This is a genomic window from Mesobacillus harenae (assembly GCF_013343715.1).
GTDB classification, from domain to species: domain Bacteria; phylum Bacillota; class Bacilli; order Bacillales; family Cytobacillaceae; genus Mesobacillus_A; species Mesobacillus_A harenae.
The window spans coordinates 21,321-43,969 of the sequence record NZ_JABUNR010000007.1 but is presented as its reverse complement, the minus strand read 5'-3'; the positions used below and the strand labels follow the sequence as shown (position 1 = coordinate 43,969).

Here is a 22,649-nt window from a genome sequence, read left to right as displayed (position 1 = left end):
ATGAGATGAGCGGCAAGGAAGAAGTATTGTCAAGGCAAATCAGTGTGAAATCAAAGGTTCGTGTTCAAATGCCAAGAAAGCTTCGCGGTATTTTGCTAGGAAGTGCCATTCCTGCTGTACTTCTCGTGGTCTGGCAATATCTAAGCCACATTGGTGTTTTTGAAAGTCATTTAATGCCGGCTCCGACAGCTGTATTTGATAAGTTGGCTGAAATGGTAAATGACGGTTCATTGTATGGGCATGTAGGAATTACACTATACAGAATCTTTTTTGGGTTCGTAATAGGAGTTTCAGCTGCTGTAGTTCTTGGAGCTTTAGTCGGCTATGCCAAAACAGCTGAGCACCTGCTTGACCCACTTATCCAGGCATTCAGAGCAATTCCTTCATTGGCATGGGTACCGCTCTTTATTCTTTGGATGGGAATTGCTGAGCCATCAAAGATTACACTAATCGCTGTTGGTGTTTTCTTTCCGGTATATTTAAATATCGTCTCAGGTATTCAAGGTGTTGATCGAAAGTTAATTGAAGTCGGTAAAATCTACAACTTTTCCGATTTTGAGTTAATTAAGAGAATTATTTTGCCGGCCTCTCTTCCTTCATTTTTGGTAGGGATCAGAAGCGGGCTTGGGCTTGGCTGGATGTTTGTTGTAGCCGCCGAACTCATGGGAGCAAGTAAGGGAGTTGGCTACTTGCTAGTTGTTGGACAAAATACGTATTCTCCTGACCTAGTGATCGCCAGCATAGTTTTAATTGCGATTTTAGGAAAGACATCTGATTCACTTTTGAAGAAGCTAGAAGACAGAGCGCTTCATTGGCAAGACAGCATTGGCAAGAAAGCCTGAAGGGAAGAATGAAGATGCTAGCACTCGAAAATATATCCAGAACGTTCGCAAACGGAAGTGCTGGATTTAAAAACGTAAGCTTAGAAGCAGAAAAAGGGGAAGTTATTGGTGTTCTCGGAACAAGCGGATGCGGTAAGAGCACCCTGCTCCGCGTACTCTCAGGGCTTGATCAGGAATATACAGGCCATGTGAAGGTCAACGGCAATGCAATCAAGTCGGTTCATAAAGATATCGGGATCATATTTCAAGAGCCCCGGTTAATGCCGTGGCTGACGGCGCTTGAGAATATTGCCTTTGGCCTTAAAGGGGCAGCTAAAAAACAGAAGCAAGCTGAGGAGTTCACAAACCTGGTAGGGCTTGCTGGCTTTGAAGGCCACTATCCAAAAGATTTATCAGGCGGTATGGCTCAGCGTGTTTCCATCGCAAGGTCTTTGATAACAAAACCAGAAATATTGCTTTTAGACGAACCGTTCAGTGCACTGGATGCTTTTACAAAAATGCAGCTTCAGGATCTTTTACTGAGCATATGGAAGCAATATCAAACGACCATGGTTTTGGTAACACATGATATTGATGAGGCTCTCTACCTTTGCGATCGAATTATCATCTTAAGGGGACAGCCGGGAGAGGTATATAAGGAGCTAACAGTTCAGCAGCCAAGACCTCGATCACGCGGGGATGCAGAGCTTGCCAGACAAAAGGAAGAAATTCTGTCCTTTTTAAACTTAAATAAAACAAGCCAGGAGGATCACTATGAAAAATCCAATACTCCTGCCAAATAAAGAGGCAGTAAGGGCAGCTAATCTATCGAATTATGAAGAGCAATCCAAAAGTTTCTCCTGGAAAGAGGCCGAAAGGAATTTTAGCTGGCATACAACAGGGAACGTAAACATGGCATATGAATGTATCGACCGGCATGTAGATGAAGGGCGAGGAGATAGGGTAGCTCTACATTATTTAAATGGTGAAGAAGAATATAAACTTACCTTTTCAGAAGTAAAAGAAAAAACCGACCAGCTCGCAAGGGTACTGAAAAAGCATGGTGTCCAAAGCGGAGATGTGGTGTTTATCTTTCTTCCCAAACACCCAGATTGTTACCTGGCCATGATAGCAGCAGTTAAAGTTGGGGCAATTGCCGGGCCTCTCTTTGAAGCTTTTATGGAAGAAGCAATAAGGGACAGGATTTCAGATTGCGAAGGCCGTTTCTTAATTTCCGATCCTGAACTGGTTAAACGGGTTCCGAAGCAGGATCTCCCATGCCTGGAAAAAGTGTTTATTACAGGCGAGCCGGATGATTGTGATGCAAATGAAATTTCCTTAAACCAAGAACTGGCCGAAACAAACACAACCGGTTCTCCAATTGAGTGGGTTGGTTTAGAGGCCCCTCTGAATATTCACTATACGAGCGGTTCAACCGGAAAGCCTAAGGGTATTATTCACGCGCACAGGGCAATGATACAGCAATATCAGACAGGTAAATGGGTGCTCGATTTAAAGGAGGATGATGTGTACTGGTGTACAGCTCATCCTGGCTGGGTGACGGGCACTGTCTATGGAATATTTGCTCCCTGGCTGAACGGAGCTGCGGTCGTGGTCAATGGAGGACGTTTTAATGCTGATTCATGGTATTCTGTGATCGAGAAAGCGAAGGTCACTGTCTGGTACAGCGCGCCAACGGCTTTTAGAATGCTGAAAGCTGAAGGCAATAAGCTTTTACAACAATATAATCTAAACTCGCTCCGCCATATTCTAAGTGTTGGAGAACCACTAAATCCAGAAGTTATCACGTGGGGTGTCGAGTCTTTAGGAAAAAGAATTCACGATACATGGTGGATGACGGAGACTGGTGCACAGCTTATCGTTAATCTGCCATCCCAAGCTATTAAGCCTGGTTCAATGGGCAGGCCGATTCCAGGAATTAAAGCAGCGGTACTTGATGATAACGGAAATCCGCTTCCCTCTGGTGAAATCGGACATCTAGGGATTAAAGCATCATGGCCATCGATGATGAAAGAGGTCTGGAAAAATCCTGAAAAGTTTTCTACATACTTCCCGTTCAAAGACTGGTATGTTTCGGGGGACCTTGCTTATCAAGACGAAGACGGCTATATTTTTTTCCAAGGCCGGAGTGACGATATGATTAATTCTTCCGGTGAGCGGATTGGACCTTTTGAAGTAGAAAGCAAGCTGATTGAACATGAAGCGGTTGCGGAAGCTGGAGTAATCGGAAAGCCTGATCCAGTTCGGGGGGAAATAGTCAAAGCTTATATTGTTCTTAAAAAGGGGTTTGTAGAGAATGAATTGCTGTTGGCAGACATAACCCGATTTGTTAAACAGAAATTAGCTGCCCATGCAGCACCAAGAGAAATTGAGATTTTGGAGGAATTACCTAAAACCCCAATAAGCGGAAAAATATTAAGAAGAGAGCTGAAGAAACGTGATCTCGAACAAGTCTATCAGCGATCATAGCAGAGTTACAGCAGGACAATATGTATATCAGGAAGGAACTGTCTCGGTTGGTGATTTCCTGTTGGAGAATGGCGAAATAGTTAAAAACTTAGTCTTAGCTTATGAACGAGCAGGTGCTGTTTCAGCACCTGTCGTTCTTGTGTGCCACGCACTTACAGGCTCTCAGTATACAGTGGGCACTGATGGAAGCACAGGCTGGTGGAACGGACTAATCGCCCAAGGTTCGTATGTTGATTTAAATCAGTTTCAAGTTATCACATTTAATGTGCTTGGGGGCTGCTCTGGTTCAACTGGCCCTATGAGTGTCAATCCTGAAACAGGCCAGCGTTACCGTTCTAATTTCCCTGTGTTAACCGTTCGGGATATGGTTAATGCCCAATATGCAGCCCTCCGAACCCTAGGTGTGGGAAGACTAAGGGCGGTTATAGGTGGATCTCTTGGTGGAATGCAAGCTTTTGAATGGGGGATTATCTATCCTGCTTTTATGGATAGTTTGATAATCATAGCCGCTACACCCTACCTTAGCGATTATGCCATTGCGTTTAATACGATCGGGAAACAAGCAATCATTAAAGATCCGGATTGGAATAATGGAGATTATGAGCCCGATACAATTTTAAAAGGACTTGAAATTGCAAGAATGACAGGAATGGTTACTTATCGTTCCGCCAAGCTGTTTAATAAGCGATTTAACAGGCGCCAAGTAAATGAAGTTTACGATATAGAATCTTATCTAACGTATCAGGGAGAAAAGCTTTCAGCCCGATTTGATGCAAATAGTTATCTTACATTGCTTCAAGCGATGAACTTGCATGATATTGGCTTTAACCGCAATGGGTGGCGAGAAGCAGTAAAAAGAGTAAAAGCAAGGGTCACAGCGATAGGTTTTGAGGGGGATTTATTGTATCCTCCCGCCGAAATCGACCAGGTGATACAGGAATTAAAACAACGAAGACATTCAGCGGAGTTCTATAAAATTGAAACGGATTACGGCCATGATGGATTTCTTGCGGAATTTGACAAGTGGGGGCCTATTATAAAAGAAGAACTCAATAGTAACGGCATAAAGGATGTGAAGGCATGTCTACCATTAAAATAGCCTTGTTAGGATTTGGAACGGTTGGCCAAGGAGTTTACCAGACGGTCCATTCCCATCAGGAGGAGCTTAGTGCTGTTCTTGGGAAAAAGGTTGAGATAGCAGCCATTTTGGTAAAGAATCATCAAAAAGATCGGGATATTAACGAGGGAATTCTTGTAACAACTGATTTTAGAGAGATCCTCCAGCTTTCGGAGCTCGACATTGTGATAGAGGCTATTGTCGGGAAGGAACCTGCATTCTCTTATTTAAAGGAAATGATTAAAAGAGGCAGCCACGTAATAACGGCGAATAAAGAGATGTTTGCCCACCATGGCGGGGAGTTGAAAATACTTGCCGAAAAGCATGGTGTATCAATTGGTTTTGAAGCGACCGTGGCTGGTGGAATTCCTGTTATCCAGACAATCACCCAGCTTCTAAATATAAACCGGGTTACAAAACTAGAGGGTATCCTGAATGGAACATCAAATTTCATTTTGACAGAAATGCGGGAGAAGAATGAGACCTTTCAAGCTGCTTTGAAATCAGCCCAGCAAAAGGGGTTTGCAGAGGCTGATCCCACTAATGATATACAAGGATTTGACGCTTTCTATAAACTAATGATCTTAAGTGAATTGACGTTTGGAAGGCAGCCTGATTGGGATTCAGCATGGAGAGAAGGTATTAGCTCGATTACCAGGGAACAGGTTTTAGAAGCAAAAGAACTTGGCCTGCGGTTTAAGCTGATTGCAACAGTTGAAAAGTCTGGAGAATCGATAATTGCATCTGTCCGTCCTGCATTGGTCTCTCCATCCCACCCCTTATATGCGGTTGAAGGAGTAGAAAATGCTGTGAGTATTTATGCAGATATCGTGGGAAAGATCAACCTGCAAGGGCCTGGTGCTGGGATGCTTCCGACTGCAAGTGCAATGATTGAAGATTTAATCCATGCGGTAAAGCCAAGAATTATTGAACGGAGCTTCAGACTGGAAAATGATGTGAAAGAAGTTTTCCAACAGAAAAAGACAAAACAAACATGGCTAATGATACAAAAAGAAGCATTGGAAATCTCTAGGGACAATACAGTATTGGTCTCTAAAATTGATAGCAGTAAAGGGCTTTACATAATCAATGCTGATGAAAGAACAGTGAAAAGCTTCAGCGAGCGTAATGGAAGAGCAAACTTTTTTCAAATATTAGGAGAATATCACCTGAAAGAACAAGAAACTCCATCGCTAGCATTTTTTAATTAGAGTCTGATAAAGAACCTTTGTAGATTGTAGATTAATGGTGAGAGACTCTTGAAAAATTCGTATCTTGGTTACTTCGAGGTTGCCCAATTACATTCCTGCAGGCAAAGTGATTCAAGGGAGATCCCGAAGGAGGGAGACTCCCGAACCGGCTGCAGAGCATGATTACTCTATAGTGAAATAAAAAATCATTTAAAAACCCACTTTTAAAGTGGGTTTTTTTGTCAAAAAAATTTTGTCAGTTTTTAACCTATATTGAACCTAATGATCGAATCTAGCTCTGTTTTTAAAGAATATAGAGAAATAGAAAAATTATGTCGTATCAATAAGATTAAAACAATTTAATTTCTTGTTGACTGGAGAAGATGCAATGCTTGCCGAAAAGCTTCTGTTACACGTGTTAATTATTCTGCTGCCAATTTTCCTTTATAACCTAGTATTTGAAAATAGACAAATACGCAATAAGGGAATATTATTCGGTTTGCTGCAGGGTCTATCGGTATTTCTCTGTTTATTTTTTTCATTCGAGAGCTACGGCTTATACTGGGATTTGCGTTATGTCCCTTTAGTTCTTGCCTTTTTATACGGAGGCCCTTTAGCAGGGGGGATTGTTTTGATAGCCTATATGGCAGCAAGAACTTTCATAGGAGGCGATGCTCTGCTTTTCGGGTATATAAGCGGAGTAATAGCTTCAATTATACCCGCCTTGTTTGTAGATAAATTTTGGACCTACATGCCCTCAAAAAGGATCAAAATAGCCGTTTTAATTGGAATTTGGCCAGCAGTAGGGATGTGCGGTATTTTGCTTGCCTTCATCTTTTTTCAAGGCAGTTCAGGGATCGAAATCGGCACGATCATGACTAACATCTTCTTATTTGGCGTAATCCAAGTGTTGGCGATTGGGTGTGCCGCCTACTTACATGAGTCTGCGATCGAGCGGCAGTTAATGCGCAAGGAAATCCTTCGAGCTGAGAAACTAAATACCCTTGGGGAACTAGCTGCATCAATTGCCCATGAAGTACGTAATCCGCTTACTGTCGTTAAAGGGTTTTTACAGCTCATGCAAAAGCAGGCGTCTGGAACTAATAAATATTACTTTAGCTTGGTCTTAAGTGAGCTAGGCAGAGCGGAATCAATCATTAACGATTATTTGAATTTTGCCAAGCCTCAATTTGAAAAAGTGGAAAAGGTCAATCTTATGGATTTAGTACTGGAAGTATATTTGCTGTTAAAGCCTTTGGGACTAAAGGAAGGGTCTAGAGTGGAGAATCAGCTGGAACATGGTGCATTTGTTGTGACTGATCGGAATCAGCTAAAACAAGCATTTGTTAATATTATAAAAAATGCAATTGAAGCTACAAGCGAGGGTGGAACAGTACAAATCAAGCTTGAGATAAAAGGGAACCAGGCTATCATAATTGTCGCTGATACCGGAAAAGGAATGAATGAGGAGCAGCTAGCTCGAATCGGAACTTTATTTTATACCACTAAAGATAAAGGGACAGGTCTAGGGACTTCTGTTTCGCTAAAAATTATTGAAGCGATAGGCGGAGACATTTCTTATAAAAGTGAACCTGATTTGGGAACCGTAGTTACCGTCACTCTCCCTATTGATAAAGAATAAGGAACGAAAAATGCCATAGAAAAAGGCGAACCAGCCATAGCTTGGTTCGCCTTTTTAGTAACTTGCAACCTCACAAGTAAAATGTAAAATTTATTTATCATAAATTGCCGCGGTCATTATTCCACTTGGTCTAACCTAAACGACATAAGCCCTACCTCTCTTATGTCCTTACGGCTCCGAAGCCGATCCAGTGTGAATAAGTCCTTTTATATATAAAGCAGAACGCCAAATTTATTTTACGAGTATCATCGTCCAAGTTACTGCAACGTGAAATTTAATTATATAACTTTTGGGCGGACGTGTCAAATTTAAAATAATATTTTTTTGTTTAATTGGTTTTCTGCTGTTTGCCATAATAAAAGAAGCCCAAGCTGATCCAGAAAATAAACAGAATCCCTGTAAATATCAAAACAGGAATCGGACCAAATCCTGCAATTAATGTAATAGATGCTGCTGTAAAAAGGCCTCCTCCCAAAATGGGCTCGAAAAACAGCTGAGTATAGCCAAAGCCATCCAAGGCTGGGGATTTTTCATCAGGGTCAGCAATTTTTATAAGAAGGAGCCCTGTTGCAGTCATGCCGATCGCCTGGCCAAAATGCCCAAGCGCCCTTTCAAACCAATAATCGGGCAATATTTTAGGTGCAATAAATAAGAAAGCTAATACATTCCAAATGATCCCGGCAGCTGCAAGGATGAGAAAGGGAATAAGATTATTGCCGATAGCAGTAAGGGAAAGAGACCCAATAGCGCTTATAATTAATAGATCAAGGGCCAGTCCTTGGATTCGATTGATTAACCCGCGGTCAATAACCTTTATGCCATCAATACGGTCAAGGATGAGCTGAATTCCAACACCTCCTAACATAGCTAGCGGAAAGACAGGTACATATTCCATTACATAGGTATCTGTCCAAGCCCCCCATGTTAGAGCTTCGAGACCTATTAACGCTTGCAGCAAACCATATCCGATCAAAATCGCCAGTCCAATTGCCGCTATGTGAAGGGACAAAGCCTCTATTATAGAGGACTTTACCGTCAGTTCTCCTCCTGACTCTCTCTTGTCAGCATTCTTGAATGTTTCAATATCCGGGTTTTCGTTTGTATTCGCCTTCTTAATGATCTGAGTTTTGTTTTTTCTAATGCCGTAGTTTATTAGTACCATTCCAATCGTAGCGCCTGAAAAAACACCGACTGTTGCAAGTCCCAGACCTAATGCCGTTCCTTCTTCGAAATCCAGCTGCGTGAATGTTTCCTGTAAACCAGCAGATGTCCCGTGCCCTCCTTCAAAACCAATCTCTATTAATGCACCAGCCATGTAAGGGAGGCCAAAATAAGGATTTAACACAAACAATGCAAGCAGAATCCCAATTACATATTGTCCCCATGCAATGGTCTGTCCAAAAGTTATTTGCGGGCCGGCCAGCCGCCAAATTTTTTTGAGGTTAGGAATCCTTTTGCCAAGAAAGAGCCCGGCAAAAATAACATTTATTAATAGCGCAGGCAGTGTAGACCAAACCTCCATGAAGCTTGGTGAGATTAGGCCGTTCGCTAGAAAAGAATCTTCTTCAACTACTGTATCGAGCAGCTTCCCAAGCACTTGTGGGCCTATCAGTAAAGCTAAGAACCCGCCAATTATAGAGCTAGGCAGGAACATTTTTTGAAAAGGCGGGGTAATTAACCGAATAACCATCCCAAGAGCCAAAAATAGAGCTAATATAATTAGGCTCATGCCGATTAAATCAGGTGACATAGTTAACCTCCAAAAACAAAGTCTATACTATGCAATACCCAGTCTCTCTTAAGAAAAACGGCCTAATAGTCCATAAACCCGTTGGTAAATTATCCGTTATCTATTTGTGCTGCATATTTTTCTTAGCCATCTGCACCATGTCACGAACCATGCTGCCTCCTAACCTTCCTCCAATTTGTCCAGCTTGTTTAGAGGTAAGCTCTCCATTATAACCTTTTGTTAATGGGACATGGACCTCCTTTGCAGCTTCAAATTTAGCCATATTAGGATCATTAGTTTGAACTGCTTTTGCCTTTAAGTCATCAAGAGCATTACGTGCTTCTGGTATAAGGATCTTGTTTCTTCTAGCCATTCGAATTCCACCTTATTTATAGATTTTTTTATCAACTTATAGGATATTCTATTATCGAAAAAGTCCTCCGGATTTCCTTTATGAGGTATTTAAAAAGGGGGGTAGTTCATGTCAGCCAAGAGGTTGACTGAACACTTTCGGAAGGAGTGGATCTTCTCACCAGGCCTATTCTTAAGATCCCCTATTAAAGGAAATGTGCTCCTGGTATCTTCTTGAAAAGGTAATTTCAAAATTTGAGATTTTGTATAGGTTTGAAAAACGAGTAATAAGGGAATATAGTTTATCCCAAGTTTATTAACAATATAAAATGAGTATTTTAGAGTACTCCACAGGTTTATCCACACTATCCACAAAAATACACAGACTTATCCACAATTATTTGTCCACAGCTATAAAAATAGAGAAAGTAAGGTTTTAACAATAGTTATCAACATTATCAACAGGTATGTGGATAAACTGTACCTTTTTAAGGGGATGTAGAAATCTCTTTTCCTTTTGAAGCTGATAACTCAAAACGACAGCAGGCTATTGGCCCTGCTGTCGTTTTAGCATGAATCTTGTTACGTCAGACTATTTGCTTCCTTTAGCTCTAGCGTAGGCAGCTTTTGAACGGGCGAGTGCCTCCATATCTTCATGGTCAGCCAATTCCCGATTAAACTCAACGTCTAATCCGTCAGACTTCATATTCTTAGGTACCTGTGGCAAGTTGGCTTTGTTTTTATCCCGAGTTTTTTGACTATGTGCTCGACCCATGTATGGAAAACCCCTTTCATACAAAAAAGTACGGGAAATTAAGTTTCCCGTACTTTTAGATTTTACAAAATATCAGGTTGTTATGAATGGTAATTCCTTAATGGGAACGGCCGTTTCGTATAAAGCCCGCAGCCCTGTCAGCCATCTTGAATTCACGTGAATATGTTACCTCTTGTGCACTTGATAAAGTGCTTTTTATTTTGTCTCGTTTTCTTTTATCCATCATTATCATCCTTTCTTAATATCCTATGATACCTAGTATTTCCTTTTCATCCATGATTAATCAGGGCCTAAGAATAAATCTGTTTAAGTGCCGGTTTTAACGTCGGATAGCGAAACTGAAAACCTTGCTCAGTTAATTTAGAAGGAACTGCCTGCTGTCCATAAAGAATCAGGAAGCTCATCTCCCCAAGGATAGCCTTTAAGGCAGTGGTGGGAACAGGGATCCAATGGGGCCTATTCACAACATCAGCAATTGTTTTACCAAACTCGTCCATTCTAACAGGTTCTGGTGCTGTAAAATTTACCGCACCCTTCAGATTCTCATTACCGATCACAAAGTGAATAGCTTTTACAGCATCATCTAGATGAATCCATGATACCCATTGCCGGCCTGAACCAATTCTACCACCCGCAAACAAGCGATACGGCATGACCATTTTTGGCAGAGCCCCTTCTTCTTTATCCAAGATGATTCCAAATCGACAAAGGACAGTCCTAAGGCCCATGTTCTCCGCTCGCAGAGCTTCCTGTTCCCATTTCATTACCGTTTCAGCCAGAAAATCACTTCCGGGTTCTGGCTGTGCTTCTGTGAATAATACTTTTTCTGATACTCCATAAAAACCAACTGCACTCGCGTTGATTAAAAGCTTAGGCCTTTTTGAAAGCAACCCAATAATCCTTAAAACTTCGTTCGTTGCCGTAATGCGGCTGGAAAGGATATCAGATTTTGCTGAGTCAGTCCAGCGTGTATTAATGGTGGTCCCGGCCAGGTTTATAAAAACATCGGTTCCTTCAAGTTCATTCTCGGGAGAAGCATCCTCATGAAGCCATTTTATAAATTTTAATGATTGATGATTCGTTTGTTGGTCATTTCTTGTTAGGATAATGACCTCATTTCCACTCTCAATAAGAGATGAAGCTAAGCTTTTCCCAACTAGGCCAGTGCCGCCTGTAATGGCAATCTTCATGTTATCCCTCCTTAATCAATCTATAATAATTTAATTACGAGTTTTTATTGTCAAAACCCTTTATAAAGTGTGATACATTATTTAAGAGGTGAACAAAAATGTCTGTAATAACTAAAATCACCATTCAAAAGAAAAATAAAGACAGGTACAATATCTTTTTAGATTCAGGCAAAGGAGAAGAATATGCCTTTAGCGTGGATGAAGATGTCTTAATTAAGCATCAGCTTAAAAAGGGTCTTGAAATCGATGATCTTTCAATTACGGAAGTCTTATTTCAGGATGATATAAGAAAGTCATATAATTCTGCTATCCATTATTTATCGCATCGCATGCGTTCCGAGAGGGAAGTTAATCAGTATCTTGCAAAAAAAGAAGTTAGTGAGCAGGTTATTAATGAGGTTATATATAAGTTAAAGAATCATGGCTATTTAAACGATGAAGAATTTGCTAAAGCCTTCGTCCGTACCCAGCAAAATACAACTGACAAAGGGCTTAATGTTATTAAGCAAGAAATGAAGGAGAAAGGGATATCAGAAGCCATATTGACTGATACGCTGAAAGAATACCCCGAAAACCTTCAGTTTGAGAAAGCCCTCAAGCTTTGTGAAAAATATATTGAAAAAAATAAAAAAGAGTCATCAAGAAATCTTAAACAAAAACTCGAGCAAATGCTGTTGAGAAAAGGCTACCCTTTTTCAGTTATAAAACTGGCTCTGGATGAAGCGGAAATAGAAAAATCTGATAATGATGAATTGGAAGCATTAAGAATCCAAGCCGACAAGCTGCATAAAAAATACGCGAAGTTTAGCGGCTATGAATATAAGCAAAAAATGAAGCAAGCACTATTCCGCAAGGGGTTCCCCATTGACCTAATCGATGAATGCCTTCAAGAACGTGAGCTGGAATAAAATTAAGGCCTTTTCGATTCAATTGTTATTGTGTCGTTATCCATATTATCCAAAATAAGTTTTGCTACTTCACGAGGGGAGCGTAACTTCGATGGATTATCGACATGACTGCTGCTGTCCCAAAAGGGGGTATTCATTCCGCCCATATATACTGGAATAAACCTAATGGCGCTCCCCTCATACTCCTTTTGCAGACTTTCCGTAAATCCTCGTACTGCAAATTTACTGGCTGCATAGATCGCTTCATCTTTCTTTCCTCTTAGACCGGCTGTGGAAATAATATTCATAACAAATCCACGGCCAGCTTTCGAGAGGTAGGGGAGAACTGCCTTCGTCATGCTCATGGTGCCAAATACATTTGTATTAAAAACCTCCTCTATCTGACTTTCTGTTCCCTGCTCAAACGGACCAAAATACCCGACGCCAGCATTATTAATCAATCCGAGAAGGTTGTATTGGTTATCTATTTGCAAAAATTTATCTTTAATATCTTCTTTGTTTCTGATATCAAGGACTAGTACATCAGCATGATTTCCTGCATGTTGTATTAATTTCTGAGTAATTTTTAGATTAGCTTCTGTCCGGCCGGTTAGTATTATATGATATCCTTGTCCCGCCAGTAAAACTGCGAGTTCTTTTCCTAAACCTGATCCGGCGCCTGTTACAATTACCGACTCCATTGAGTTACCTCCTCAAAATAGGCTATTCTTTATTTATATCCCAAAATTCTTTATAATTAAACTGATTAGGATCAGGGAGTGAATGAAAATGGAGCGGGAAAAACGATACAGTCAGATGACAGAATACGAATTAAGGCAAGAGATCGCCAGTCTCCATGAGAAGGCTAGAAAAGCCGAACAAATGGGGATGGTCAGTGAATTTTCCGTCCTAGAACGAAAGGCAGTAATGGCAAAGGCCTACTTACTGGACCCAGCGGATTTTAAGGCAGGAGAAATTTACCAGGTAGAAACAGATCCAGGTACTTATTTTAAAATAAATTACATGAATGGTGTCTTTGCTTGGGGGTACCGCTTGAACGGAACAGGAGAAGAAGAGGCATTGCCAATTTCTATGCTTAAAAAGCTAGAGCAAAGTAATGATCACAACTAAATTGACATGTAAATAAAGCAATTAAGTAAAACCAGAGCGAATCTGCTCTGGTTTTAGATTTATAGGTCCCTTTTGCGCTGGTCTAGTACTTTAAGATCCTGATACCGGTTCTCTGAATTGTTCTGGGAACGGGCATTCCTAGGTTTATACCATGGTGCAGTAAATGGGCTAACATATGGGTTGTGATCAAACAAATTCTTGGTTCTACCCAATAATATCCTCCTTTTAGGAATAGCAAATTCTTGTTCATCAAAGGGTTCTTGCTAGAAAGTTGTCTTTTAAGGGTTATTTAACCTATCAAGATTCTCTGTTGGAAGATGCTTTCATTCTCTCCTGTGGATGGGTGTTTATCGTTCCATCGGCTCGTCTTGACGCAAACTTGGCTTTAGCTCGCGGTCCGCCTTCAATCCGTTTGATGTTTGGGAAGTTACTTGCTTTGTTTCGCATATAGCCCTCCTTGGACTGGAAAAAGTTAAGTGGGAGCAAAAAGGCTGCCACGCAGTAATATTATTTGTTTCTTTGTTAGCGTCTATGATAAAGTGAAGGATAAATTAAATGGTAATGAGGTGATGTACATGAATGATTACCATGAAAAATTAGCTAGTCTATTGCTTGAACAAAATGAGCATATTTCTTATAACCAGGCGCGCACATGGGTTGAATTGCTCTGGGAAGATTTCGAATCCACCTATGCAAAAGCGGGCAGAGAATTTAAGGGCAGTGAAATGACGGAAAAGGTCGTCCGACAATGGATTCAGCAATACGGCGGACAACTCCATGAATTTATTGCGAAAAATCCAAAGTACAAGCACTTTTTGGAACAGGATCATAAAAACCGTCTCCATTAAAAAACGATGTCGGAGGACCTTAAAGCCGTTCCGTTTTGGTGCCTTTCTTTGAAATATGTGCGGGAATGGTATTGGATAAAAAAAGTAAAACTCGCCATAGTAATTGGCGAGTTTCTTTATTAGGAATACAAACCTCCTCACTTACTTGTGAGTACGTTTACCGTAATGCGGGGGGCGTCTTGTTATGAGACTGATGGCTTGTCCTTAATTGAGTAACCAGCCAAAGTAAAATAAACGGAAATTTTCCCGTTATATGCAGAATGGAGCTCGTTTCAGGGAAAATAAGGGGAGATTTTCCGGTTATGCAAAGAAAAATCTCCCATTTTCGAATAATTGGGGTCAATAGGCGGAATCTCTCCCTCTATTTAAGCCCTTTTTTAATAAAAATGTTAATTAAGCGGAATTTTTCCGTCTATTTATCAGACCAGGTACTTAACCTGAACCCCAACTGTTAACAAATTTCTGTACAGTCGTCTCCGCTTTTCATTGTCTAGCTGCGCCTCCTAGAAACTCGGCAAACTTCCATTCCTCCTGCAGAAGCAAACATCGCTTCTTTGTCGGAATCTCCAGTTTGCTCGTTTCTCATCAGTAGTCTCCGCTTTTCATTTTCTAGCCAGGGAGGACTTCTAGTTTTTTACGGAGTTTCTCTTCACTGTAAATCCAGCCTGTGTATGAACTTAAAACTTGAAGATCTTGGTCAATTTTTACAACTGCAACAAATGGATAGTGGCCATTGCTGCGGTAGCGTAAATCAATAAATCGAACCTCATAATGATCTTCCAACTCATCCAGTTCCCATCTGTAGACTGGAGAGAAGGAGAGAAACGCTGACAGGTTTTTATCCCTTTTGGCGGCAGCGAGGACAGGTGTCTCTGGCACAGGGACTCTGTTAAATTGATCTAAAATCCGAACGTCATTTTTGTATGCGCGCCCAACGAAAAACTGATGTTTGTTCATAACAGCTATTCGCCAGTGATGGTATTTCATTGTCGGTGCAATTATAATTTCGGTAGAATCAGGTACTAAATGCTGTACTGATTTTAAAACGCTCCGTTTGTAAATAATGCGTTTAATATAATAGACAACAATCACAGCGTAAATGGCCAGGAATGTATAGCCGGGATGTGCGCCAAATGCCCACAAGAACAATCCGACTGAATGAATGCCGAATATGAAGGGATCAAAGGTGTTAATGACTCCTAATGCGAGCCATTTCGACGAAAAAGGCCTTAGCGCCTGAGTGCCATATGCGTTAAAAATGTCGACAAAAACATGCAGGAATACAGCAATAAATGTCCAAATCCATAAGTGGAACAAATCTGCACCAGGGTGAAAAAGAAAAATACCTCCTGAAATAAAAAGGGGCCATAAAAGTACGGCGGGTATCGAATGTGTAATGCCCCGATGATTTCGAATATAAACTGCGTTATTTTTTAATTTTAAAACTGTATCGATGTCCGGAGCCTGGGAACCGATTACAGTGGCAACTAGTATCGCACTTGCGGTTGCAGGGTCTTGGGCAACTACCGGATCAAGAGTGGCCAGTCCGCCAAGCGCTAGTCCCATCACCATGTGGGTACCTGTATCCAAAGGAATGACCTCCTTGACCAGGAAAACAATAATTCCTGGAAGTTTTTCTTGGTGATAAAAGCTTGTGTCAATTGATAGATTGGTTTACGTTAAGGTTGGTCAGTTTATTAATTTTCAAAATATCCAGCAGCCTACTAGCTTTATTTTAGGCGTTGCTATTCCAAAAGGAGCTGACAAAGATGCTGAAAATGGTTATAGAGTATGATGTAAAGCAATGCGAGATTAATCGGTATAAAAACAAGCTTGCTTTAATCATCTCTACTTTAACAAAATATGATGCGGATGAAATCGAGTGTCTTCAGTCTGTTGAAAAGACAAATCGTTTTGTTGAATCATTTAAAATTCCAACTGAAGCTCATTATTTTGCGATAAAAAAGCTTAGGCTTTCAAAAGATCATTCAGTATTTGGCGAACTTGATGCTCTACTAGTCGGCGGCTTAACCGAGCTTCAATTTTTTGCTATAAAACAATGTTAATATTTATATTCCCAAAAAGTTTGATTGTTTAACACCAGGAGGAAAGAAATTGACAATAAATAAATTGGAAAATTTAGAGGATGTGGAAATAAGTGCTTTTCAAGCTGACTTGATTACCTGGTTTATGAAAGAGCAGAGAGAGCTTCCATGGAGGAAGGATCAAGACCCTTATAAAGTATGGGTATCAGAAATCATGTTGCAGCAAACCAGAGTAGATACTGTTATACCTTATTTTAACCGATTTATGCATAAGTTTCCAACAGTAGAAGCTCTGGCTGAAGCGGATCAGGAAGAAGTTCTTAAAGCGTGGGAAGGGCTCGGCTATTATTCACGGGTTAGGAACCTCCAGTCAGCAGTTAAAGAAGTTCATACACAATATGGTGGTCAGGTTCCGAATACACTGGAGGACATTTCATCACTTAAAGGTGTCGGTCCATATACAGCAGGTGCTATTTTGAGCATTGCTTATGGAGTACCGGAGCCGGCAGTAGATGGTAATGTAATGCGCGTCTTGTCACGTATTTTGTTAATAAAGGAGGATATTGCAAAACCGGCGACCAGAAAAGTCTTTGAACAGGCAGTTCGAGTTTTAATATCCAAAGAAAACCCTTCTGCTTTTAATCAAGCTTTAATGGAACTAGGGGCGCTGATTTGCACTCCAACTTCACCATCATGTCTTTTATGCCCGGTAAGAGAACACTGTATAGCCTTCCATCAGGGGGCCCAGCACGAACTGCCTGTAAAGTCCAAAAAGAAAAAACAGCGGTCGGTCAAGCTGGCAGCAGCTATTTTAACCGACATAGATGGGAAAGTTCTCATAAGGAAAAGGCCTGATGACGGTTTGTTAGCCAGCTTGTGGGAATTTCCGAACGTAGAAGTGAATTCGAATTTTAAAAGTGAAAGGTCACAGCTCCAGCAACATTTTAAAGAAAAATACGGAAAAGAAACAAAAATTAACTCAGTATTAGGACAACTTGAGCATGTCTTCTCCCACCTAATTTGGAATATTACTATTTATAAGGGTAAGATGCTCGATCTTCATGATGAAGATCCGGGTTATAAGGCGGTAACCCATGAAGAATTGGAGAATTATGCATTTCCTGTTTCTCACCAAAAAATGTGGCAAAAATATTTGGAAAGCTAAATCACTTTATGTTATTCCCTTCCATTAAAACGCCGTTATAACGGCGTTTTAATGTTAAGGTCAGCTGTAGCTCTAATCATATGTGACTTCGGTTCCATGGGTGTAATCTGCTTCATGGCGTTTCATTCCTCCGCGATTTTCGATTTCTTCGACAATCTCACGGTGAATCGTCTGGCCTTCAGAATTTAAATATGGAACTACCTGCTGCAAGGCGTGGTGTAAATAAGCAAGCTCGCTATCTTTCCATTCTTTTTTTGACATCATAGACAATTCAGTCATATCCCGTCCTACATACATTAAAGATCAGTCCTTTCATGAATACGCATTGATAGTTTGTCTCCAATTCTCCAATTTTATAAAAGGCAATCTTTAGAGGCAACAGGTCAATAAACTTGAACCTTTATTGTCATATATACCTGTAAAAGTTAAAATGAAACAAAAGTTATAATTAGAAGGGAAAATATATATTATGTCTGAAAAGGTGGCACTAATTACTGGCAGCAGCAGAGGGATTGGCAAGGCAGCGGCGTTGAGACTTGCTGAGGATGGATACGATATCGTTATCAACTATGCAAGAAGTAAAAAAGCAGCGTTGGAAACAGCTGAAGAGATTGAATCGCTTGGAAGAAAAGTTCTGGTTATAAAGGCCAATGTTGGTGATGTAAAAAAAATTAAGCAGATGTTTGCCGAAATTGATGAGGTATATGGAAGACTGGATGTATTTGTGAACAATGCTGCATCTGGAGTCCTCAGGCCTGTTATGGAGCTCGAGGAGTCACACTGGGATTGGACAATGAATATCAATAGCAAGGCATTATTGTTCTGTGCTCAGGAAGCTGCTAAATTAATGGATAAAAATGGCGGAGGCAAAATTGTTAGTATTAGTTCCTTGGGCTCAATTCGCTATTTGGAAAATTACACAACTGTAGGTGTATCCAAAGCAGCTCTTGAGGCACTAACCCGTTACCTTGCAGTGGAATTGTCGGCAAAGAACATTGTTGTCAACGCTGTCTCTGGCGGTGCAGTTGATACAGAAGCTTTAAAACATTTCCCTAATCGAGAAGAACTTTTAGCTGAAGCGCGGGCGAAAACACCAGCGGGACGTATGGTTGAAATAGATGATATCGTAAATTCAGTTATGTTCTTGGTCTCGGAAAAAGCGGGTATGATCCGGGGACAAACCCTGATTGTTGATGGTGGAATATCACTGCTTGTGTAGATAAAAATGGATTTTATTGGTAAATTTCTGTTTGGATAGGAAACCTCAATCGTGGATACATTATTATCGTGGAGGTGATAACTATGGCAAACAGCCCGAGAAACGCTCAATCTGGAACTAACGCACAACAAGTAAGACAACAAAACGCTCAATCTGCTCGCGGCGGACAAGCAGGACAAGCTGGCCAATTCGGCACTGAATTTGCTAGTGAAACAAATGCTCAAGAAGTAAGAAGACAAAACCAACAAGCTGAAGCCAGAAAAGGTCAAAACGTTTCTGGTGGTCAATCAGGCCAACAAAGCTAATTATAAACAGCAGGGACACTCTCGAATAGAGAGTGTCCTTTTTTTACTTCTGGCAATTTGGACTCGTTAAACTACAATTCCTTCATAAAGTTCTAAAAACGTTTGGATGGTTGGCTGACCAGTCGGCTCCGCTTTTCTTTCCATTCGACAAAACTTCTGATTTGTCTACAGGACTAGTCAAAGGGTATTTTTAATTTCAAACGAATAAGTAAATAAACTAATAATATATCAGGTGGTGGGATATCATGGCAGGGTTTAATCACTTAGTTTCCACGCAGTTACAGACTATGGAAAAGCTGCTGCATCTTCAGGGTGAACTAGAGCGTTGTCAGAATATTGAACAGGAGCTTATTTTGCTTGGCAAGGAAACAGAGCTTGAAGATATTCATACTGAAATCGAATTAATGAAAAAGGACCTTAGGGAAATCCATGCAATATTTGAAAAACAAACGGAAGAGGTTATTCGTTCCTACCAAGAGGAAAATATTGTTTACCGTTAATGCTTGGGCTCATAGTTAAAACTGCGTTATACTGAATGTAATCTAATAAACTAATATCTCAAAAGCCATTGAATTCATTTTCAACGGCTATTTTGTTTTAAATTTTGTCGTTAACCGTTATAATAATAAAAAATAGGAATCGTTCTTTGTTGCCTTTTGTCGTTTAGCAATTGTTAAATTAAATATTACAAATGGTAGGGTTGCAAAGCTTCCGGGAAGGAAGGTAGGGGAGAGAATAATGGGCGTACCCATCGAAGGTGAACCGGTCCAAATACATAGTTATAAACATAATGGACACATCCATCGAGTCTGGGAAGAAACAACCGTTTTAAAGGGCAGCCAAAATCTTGTTATTGGCGGAAATGACCGAACAATTGTGACTGAATCCGATGGTAGGACCTGGATTACTCGTGAACCGGCTATCTGTTACTTCCATTCCCAGCATTGGTTTAACGTGATTGGAATGATTCGGGAAGACGGTGTGTACTATTACTGCAACATAAGTTCTCCATTTATATTTGACGGAGAAGCATTAAAATATATCGACTATGACCTAGATATTAAAATATTTCCCGATATGACGTTCAATCTTCTTGATGAGGACGAATATGAACGGCATAGAAGAGAAATGAACTATCCTGATGTAATCGACCAGATCTTAAAGTATAATGTTGAAAAGTTGATACATTGGATTAGGCAGAGGAAAGGTCCGTTTGCCCCAGATTTTATCGACATCTGGTATGAACGATATTTAACGTACAGACGCTAAAATATCAAATTCCAAATTATCTGCGGCCTGTTGACTGCGTTCAACAGGTTTTGTTTTGTTTAGGAAACGGTAAAAATTCCAAGTTAGGATAAACGGTCGACTGCCGCCGGCTTCAGCCACTAGTGTACTTCGCCCGCCTCCTATGATAATCAACATCGAATCGCTTCTGCTCTTCGAGTTTCCTTTATCTCAGTCGGTGTCCCCCAGTCCATACGTCGACTTAATGAGCGATTGCTTTAAGGAAATCCATGTTATAGATCAATCGAACATATTTTCTTCATCCAGCTTTCTGCGCCCAGACCTCCTATAGGTTAACGGCGAATGCTTCTTTCTTTCGTGTTGGTTGATTGCATACTTCGATTAACGTTAAGAAGATGCCGATAATTCGCTCTGCGCTGGGTTTATGTTATCACAGTAAAGTTAAACAATAGAAATAGGTAGGAAGGAGGATGAGAATGGGCAGTACCCGCAGATATTTAAAGTTCGTTAAACCATACCGTCTTCAAATCATCGGAACCATTTTGATTGGTATATTAAAATTTGCTATTCCCCTCTTGATTCCTTTGCTCATAAAATATGTAGTTGATGATATTGTTCAAAACGACAGCCTTTCTTCAACAGATAAGACGGACAAGCTTATCATGGTTATGGGTATTATGATAGTTATCTTTGTTATCCTTAGACCTCCGATTGAATATTATCGTCAATATTTTGCTCAGTGGACAGCTAATAAGATCTTGTATGATATCCGTGATAGCTTGTTTACGCACCTCCAAAAACTGAGTTTTAAATATTACGCCAACACAAGAGCTGGAGAAATCATCTCCAGGGTGATTAATGACGTAGAACAAACAAAAACCTTCGTCATTACCGGTCTGATGAATTTGTGGCTCGACGTAGCCACAATAATCATCGCAGCTGCTATTATGTTTTCGATGGATGTCCAATTGACAATTGTATCATTGATCTTATTTCCACTTTATGCTTTCTCTGTCAGGTACTTTTTCGGAAATCTTCGCAGGCTTACACGGGTTCGTTCCCAAGCACTTGCTGAGGTACAAAGTTATTTGCACGAACGTGTGGCCGGTATGTCAGTTGTAAAAAGTTTTGCAATTGAAGATTATGAACAAAAACAGTTTGACAGCCAAAATCGTAACTTTTTAAACAGGGCCCTTGACCATACAAGCTGGAATGCAAAAGCCTTTGCTGTTGTTAATACAATAACAGATATTGCCCCGCTGCTCGTAATTGGCTTTTCAGGATATCAGGTTATTCAAGGTAATTTGTCATTGGGAGAGATGTTTGCATTTATTGCTTATATAGACAGGCTTTATAATCCGCTGCGCCGCCTTGTTAATTCCTCAACAACACTTACCCAGTCAATCGCTTCAATGGATCGTGTATTTGAACTTATTGACGAAAAGTATGATATTGTCGATTCCCCCAATGCAAAGGAATTAACGTCAGTCAGAGGGGATATCTCTTTCCAAAATGTCCACTTTAGTTATGAAGAGGATGAACACACCGTCCTAAACAACATATCATTAGATGTAAAAAAAGGTGAAACAATAGCACTAGTAGGAATGAGTGGAGGAGGGAAATCTTCTTTTGTCAGCCTTATCCCAAGATTTTATGATGTAAACCATGGGAAAATCCTTCTGGATGGTGAAGATATACGCTCTTATAAAATTAAGAGTTTAAGGGATAAAATCGGAATGGTGATGCAGGATAGTATTTTGTTCAGTGATTCTGTTAAAACGAATATATTGCTTGGCAACCCGGAGGCCAGCGATGAAGAAGTGATTGCTGCTGCGAAGGCGGCCAATGCTCATGAATTTATCATGAGTCTTCCTAAAGGTTATGATACAAAAGTAGGAGAGCGTGGGGTTAAGCTTTCTGGGGGCCAAAAGCAGAGGGTCGCAATTGCGAGAGTTTTTTTGAAAAACCCTTCGATTCTAGTCTTAGACGAAGCTACTTCTGCGCTTGATCTTGAAAGCGAGCACCTGATCCAGGAGACACTTGAGAAACTGGCAAAGGAACGTACCACATTTATTGTCGCACACCGATTATCGACAATCACGCATGCTGATCGCATTGTATTAATCGAACATGGCGAAATTGTTGAAACGGGAACACATGAAGAATTAATGATCAAACGGGGAGGATACCAAAAGCTTTTCCAGGTTCAGCAGCTGGAAAGTTAGTAAAGTCGAAGCTAAATGCTTCGGCTTTTTTTTATAGACAGAATAAATTTTACAGTGCCCAGCGACTAGTGCACTGCGTTTAACCTCCCTGCAATGCGAAAACTTCAAATCGGTTCCTTACTAGACGGTTCCTTTTAATCATGTTTTATATATAAAAGATATTTAGGGCAATCAGGCATGTTTTTTAAGTGACTTCATAAAATGTTGAGGTAGATTACGACGATTTTAGTAAGTACTATATATTGGAAATATTAACAAATATTGGTAAGAT

27 protein-coding genes are annotated in these 22,649 nt (G+C 40.4%); 16 read left to right on the top strand and 11 right to left on the bottom strand.

Features of this window, described 5'->3' with window-relative positions; translation table 11 throughout:
* Positions 1-5 precede the first annotated feature (5 nt).
* The 6 genes from HRJ06_RS09990 (at position 6) to HRJ06_RS09965 (ending at position 7,260) form a co-directional block, all read left to right on the top strand.
* Positions 6-842 (top strand): ABC transporter permease, encoded by an 837-nt coding sequence (locus tag HRJ06_RS09990; protein ID WP_174732587.1) that lies wholly within the window; start codon positions 6-8, stop codon positions 840-842.
* Positions 843-856: 14 nt separating this feature from the next.
* Complete coding sequence (locus HRJ06_RS09985) at positions 857-1,624, top strand: ABC transporter ATP-binding protein (RefSeq protein WP_174732869.1); 768 nt, start codon at positions 857-859, stop codon at positions 1,622-1,624.
* A complete protein-coding gene (gene acsA / locus HRJ06_RS09980) occupies positions 1,596-3,311 on the top strand; it encodes an acetate--CoA ligase (RefSeq protein WP_174732585.1) in 1,716 nt (571 codons plus the stop codon). Before HRJ06_RS09985 ends, acsA begins: the two co-directional genes overlap by 29 nt.
* Complete coding sequence (gene metX, locus HRJ06_RS09975; protein ID WP_338421074.1) at positions 3,280-4,410, top strand: homoserine O-acetyltransferase MetX; 1,131 nt, start codon at positions 3,280-3,282, stop codon at positions 4,408-4,410. The genes acsA and metX overlap by 32 nt, the downstream gene beginning before the upstream one ends.
* Positions 4,392-5,639, top strand: a complete 1,248-nt coding sequence (locus HRJ06_RS09970; RefSeq protein WP_174732583.1) for a homoserine dehydrogenase — start codon at positions 4,392-4,394, stop codon at positions 5,637-5,639. The genes metX and HRJ06_RS09970 overlap by 19 nt, the downstream gene beginning before the upstream one ends.
* A 367-nt stretch (positions 5,640-6,006) precedes the next feature.
* On the top strand, positions 6,007-7,260 hold the full coding sequence (locus tag HRJ06_RS09965; RefSeq protein WP_174732581.1) for an ATP-binding protein: 1,254 nt from the start codon (positions 6,007-6,009) through the stop codon (positions 7,258-7,260).
* A gap of 328 nt (positions 7,261-7,588) precedes the next feature.
* On the opposite strand, the gene HRJ06_RS09960 is transcribed toward HRJ06_RS09965, so the two are convergent.
* The 5 genes from HRJ06_RS09960 to HRJ06_RS09940 form a co-directional block, all read right to left on the bottom strand.
* Positions 7,589-9,010: a sodium/glutamate symporter gene (locus HRJ06_RS09960; protein ID WP_174732579.1), complete on the bottom strand. Its 1,422-nt coding sequence runs from the start codon at positions 9,008-9,010 to the stop codon at positions 7,589-7,591.
* A 100-nt stretch (positions 9,011-9,110) separates the two neighbouring features.
* On the bottom strand, positions 9,111-9,362 hold the full coding sequence (locus HRJ06_RS09955) for an alpha/beta-type small acid-soluble spore protein (RefSeq protein ID WP_174732577.1): 252 nt from the start codon (positions 9,360-9,362) through the stop codon (positions 9,111-9,113).
* A 570-nt stretch (positions 9,363-9,932) separates the two neighbouring features.
* The gene (locus HRJ06_RS09950; protein ID WP_174732576.1) at positions 9,933-10,115 is read right to left on the bottom strand and encodes a YfhD family protein; all 183 of its coding nucleotides are present in this window, start codon (positions 10,113-10,115) and stop codon (positions 9,933-9,935) included.
* Between the two features lie 97 nt (positions 10,116-10,212).
* The gene (locus HRJ06_RS09945) at positions 10,213-10,338 is read right to left on the bottom strand and encodes a YfhE family protein (RefSeq protein WP_174732867.1); all 126 of its coding nucleotides are present in this window, start codon (positions 10,336-10,338) and stop codon (positions 10,213-10,215) included.
* Between the two features lie 67 nt (positions 10,339-10,405).
* Positions 10,406-11,305, bottom strand: a complete 900-nt coding sequence (locus tag HRJ06_RS09940) for a TIGR01777 family oxidoreductase (protein ID WP_174732575.1) — start codon at positions 11,303-11,305, stop codon at positions 10,406-10,408.
* Positions 11,306-11,403: 98 nt separating this feature from the next.
* Here HRJ06_RS09940 and recX point away from each other — a divergent pair, with 98 nt between their 5' ends.
* The gene (gene recX / locus HRJ06_RS09935; protein ID WP_174732574.1) at positions 11,404-12,213 is read left to right on the top strand and encodes a recombination regulator RecX; all 810 of its coding nucleotides are present in this window, start codon (positions 11,404-11,406) and stop codon (positions 12,211-12,213) included.
* A 2-nt stretch (positions 12,214-12,215) separates the two neighbouring features.
* Here recX and HRJ06_RS09930 read toward each other — a convergent pair whose 3' ends face one another.
* A complete protein-coding gene (locus HRJ06_RS09930) occupies positions 12,216-12,893 on the bottom strand; it encodes an SDR family NAD(P)-dependent oxidoreductase (protein ID WP_174732573.1) in 678 nt (225 codons plus the stop codon).
* Positions 12,894-12,981: 88 nt separating this feature from the next.
* Here HRJ06_RS09930 and HRJ06_RS09925 point away from each other — a divergent pair, with 88 nt between their 5' ends.
* Complete coding sequence (locus tag HRJ06_RS09925) at positions 12,982-13,323, top strand: YfhH family protein (protein ID WP_174732572.1); 342 nt, start codon at positions 12,982-12,984, stop codon at positions 13,321-13,323.
* A gap of 59 nt (positions 13,324-13,382) precedes the next feature.
* On the opposite strand, the gene HRJ06_RS09920 is transcribed toward HRJ06_RS09925, so the two are convergent.
* Together HRJ06_RS09920 and sspK are read right to left on the bottom strand one after the other, a co-directional pair.
* Positions 13,383-13,535: a YpzG family protein gene (locus HRJ06_RS09920; protein WP_174732571.1), complete on the bottom strand. Its 153-nt coding sequence runs from the start codon at positions 13,533-13,535 to the stop codon at positions 13,383-13,385.
* Between the two features lie 85 nt (positions 13,536-13,620).
* On the bottom strand, positions 13,621-13,770 hold the full coding sequence (gene sspK / locus HRJ06_RS09915) for a small, acid-soluble spore protein K (protein ID WP_174732569.1): 150 nt from the start codon (positions 13,768-13,770) through the stop codon (positions 13,621-13,623).
* A 128-nt stretch (positions 13,771-13,898) separates the two neighbouring features.
* Here sspK and HRJ06_RS09910 point away from each other — a divergent pair, with 128 nt between their 5' ends.
* On the top strand, positions 13,899-14,171 hold the full coding sequence (locus HRJ06_RS09910) for a YfhJ family protein (RefSeq protein WP_174732865.1): 273 nt from the start codon (positions 13,899-13,901) through the stop codon (positions 14,169-14,171).
* Between the two features lie 609 nt (positions 14,172-14,780).
* Here HRJ06_RS09910 and HRJ06_RS09905 read toward each other — a convergent pair.
* The gene (locus HRJ06_RS09905; protein WP_174732567.1) at positions 14,781-15,761 is read right to left on the bottom strand and encodes a metal-dependent hydrolase; all 981 of its coding nucleotides are present in this window, start codon (positions 15,759-15,761) and stop codon (positions 14,781-14,783) included.
* A gap of 179 nt (positions 15,762-15,940) precedes the next feature.
* Here HRJ06_RS09905 and HRJ06_RS09900 point away from each other — a divergent pair, with 179 nt between their 5' ends.
* Positions 15,941-16,237 carry a hypothetical protein gene (locus HRJ06_RS09900; RefSeq protein ID WP_174732566.1) on the top strand — a complete coding sequence of 99 codons (297 nt, stop codon included), beginning with the start codon at positions 15,941-15,943 and terminating at the stop codon, positions 16,235-16,237.
* A gap of 49 nt (positions 16,238-16,286) precedes the next feature.
* Entirely contained in the window at positions 16,287-17,381 is a 1,095-nt protein-coding gene (mutY, locus tag HRJ06_RS09895) for an A/G-specific adenine glycosylase (RefSeq protein ID WP_174732564.1), read from the top strand.
* 72 nt (positions 17,382-17,453) lie between these two features.
* On the opposite strand, the gene HRJ06_RS09890 is transcribed toward mutY, so the two are convergent.
* A complete protein-coding gene (locus HRJ06_RS09890; protein ID WP_174732562.1) occupies positions 17,454-17,678 on the bottom strand; it encodes a hypothetical protein in 225 nt (74 codons plus the stop codon).
* Between the two features lie 172 nt (positions 17,679-17,850).
* On the opposite strand from HRJ06_RS09890, the gene fabL reads away from it, so the two are divergent.
* The 4 genes from fabL to ntdP all read left to right on the top strand — a co-directional run bounded on the left by fabL (position 17,851) and on the right by ntdP (position 20,174).
* Entirely contained in the window at positions 17,851-18,600 is a 750-nt protein-coding gene (gene fabL / locus HRJ06_RS09885; protein ID WP_174732560.1) for an enoyl-[acyl-carrier-protein] reductase FabL, read from the top strand.
* Positions 18,601-18,683: 83 nt separating this feature from the next.
* Entirely contained in the window at positions 18,684-18,905 is a 222-nt protein-coding gene (locus HRJ06_RS09880; RefSeq protein WP_174732558.1) for a gamma-type small acid-soluble spore protein, read from the top strand.
* A gap of 245 nt (positions 18,906-19,150) precedes the next feature.
* Entirely contained in the window at positions 19,151-19,405 is a 255-nt protein-coding gene (locus HRJ06_RS09875) for a YgaB family protein (protein WP_174732556.1), read from the top strand.
* A gap of 238 nt (positions 19,406-19,643) precedes the next feature.
* Positions 19,644-20,174, top strand: coding sequence for a nucleoside tri-diphosphate phosphatase (gene ntdP, locus HRJ06_RS09870; protein WP_174732554.1), 531 nt, complete (start codon positions 19,644-19,646; stop codon positions 20,172-20,174).
* On the opposite strand, the gene HRJ06_RS09865 is transcribed toward ntdP, so the two are convergent.
* Positions 20,157-20,330 (bottom strand): hypothetical protein, encoded by a 174-nt coding sequence (locus tag HRJ06_RS09865; RefSeq protein ID WP_174732552.1) that lies wholly within the window; start codon positions 20,328-20,330, stop codon positions 20,157-20,159. The two genes, ntdP and HRJ06_RS09865, sit on opposite strands and share 18 nt — an antisense overlap.
* A 299-nt stretch (positions 20,331-20,629) precedes the next feature.
* Between HRJ06_RS09865 and HRJ06_RS09860 the strand changes: the two genes are divergently transcribed.
* Positions 20,630-22,378 carry an ABC transporter ATP-binding protein gene (locus HRJ06_RS09860; RefSeq protein WP_174732550.1) on the top strand — a complete coding sequence of 583 codons (1,749 nt, stop codon included), beginning with the start codon at positions 20,630-20,632 and terminating at the stop codon, positions 22,376-22,378.
* The last annotated feature ends 271 nt before the right edge of the window (positions 22,379-22,649 follow it).